Origin of the sequence: Micromonospora foliorum, assembly GCF_022229015.1 — a bacterium.
GTDB lineage: Bacteria > Actinomycetota > Actinomycetes > Mycobacteriales > Micromonosporaceae > Micromonospora > Micromonospora foliorum.
On the sequence record NZ_JAKKFF010000515.1, the window covers coordinates 1 to 1,088 of the forward strand.

The following is a 1,088-nucleotide window of genomic DNA, read 5'->3' on the forward strand; positions in this document are numbered from 1 at the left end:
GGCGGCGGCAGCCTCGGCGAACCAGGGCCGCAACGGGTTGACCCGCAGCGGCGGCGGGGACAGGTGCCGGGCCTGGGCCTGGGTCCACACCTCGGCGACCGTCCGCCCGGCGTCGGCCACCGGCACCGACGCGCAGCCGCCGAGCCAGCGGGAGCCGCGCAGGTGCAGGTACCGGATGATGCCCGCCCACATCAGGTTGATCACCGCGCCGGTGCGGTGGTCCGGGTGCACGCAGGACCGACCCGCCTCGACCAGGTCGCCCCGGAGGGGGTCGAGCGGGCTCAGGTCGAACTCGTCCTCGGCGTAGCGCCGGGTGGTACGCCCCGGCGGCAGCAGCCGGTACGTGCCGACCACCTCGCCGGTGCTGTCCTCGCGGACGATCAGGTGGTCGCAGTACGCGTCGAAGGGGTCCACGTCCAGCCCGGCCGCGCCGGGTAGGAGGGTGGCGCCGAGTTCGGTGGCGAACACCTCGTGGCGCAGGCGTTGCGCGGCCGCGACCTGGGTGGGGTCGTCGGCGATCAGCAGGGTGTATCCGCTGGTCTTCAGGGGTGTGCCAGCGGCATGCAGAACGGCCATGGGATCTGTGTAGGTGCCCGGGTTGCCATTCACGGGGACCACCGGTGTCGATCGGATGAACGCCGGCAGGCGAGACCGCTAGCGAGGCCCGGTGGAGCCCGTGCGAGGCTGCCCGGGCAGGCCGGCGAAGGCGCCGACACGCACCACCGGAGGTCGACGATGCGCATCGAGTCCCGCTACAACGGGCCCGCCGGCTCCGGCAACGGCGGCTGGAGCGCAGGGATCTTCGCGGCCGGGGCGGGCGGCGGCGGGCCGGTCGAGGTGACGCTGCGCCGGCCGCCACCGCTGGAGACCGAGCTGACCCTGGTCGACGGCGAGGTCCGGGACCCGGCCGGCGAGTTGGTGGCCGAGGTGCGCCCGGCCGGCGTGATCGATGCCGTCGTACCCCCGGTCGACCTGGAGACGGCGGTGGCCGCCGCGGCCCGCTACCCCGGCCTGGTCGAGCATCCGTTCCCCAGCTGTTACGTCTGCGGGCCGCAGCGGGCCGACGGGCTGCGGATCTTCCCCGGCCG

Annotated in this window: 1 protein-coding gene and 1 pseudogene; one reads left to right on the plus strand and one right to left on the minus strand. The window is 74.9% G+C overall.

The window, feature by feature from the left end; genetic code table 11:
- The coding region (locus tag PSH25_RS29105) for a GNAT family N-acetyltransferase (RefSeq protein WP_238662067.1) at positions 1–576 on the minus strand (576 nt) is incomplete at its 3' end.
- Positions 577–735: 159 nt separating this feature from the next.
- On the opposite strand from PSH25_RS29105, the pseudogene PSH25_RS29110 reads away from it, so the two are divergent.
- A pseudogene (locus tag PSH25_RS29110) lies at positions 736–1,088 on the plus strand (hypothetical protein); the annotation flags it as partial.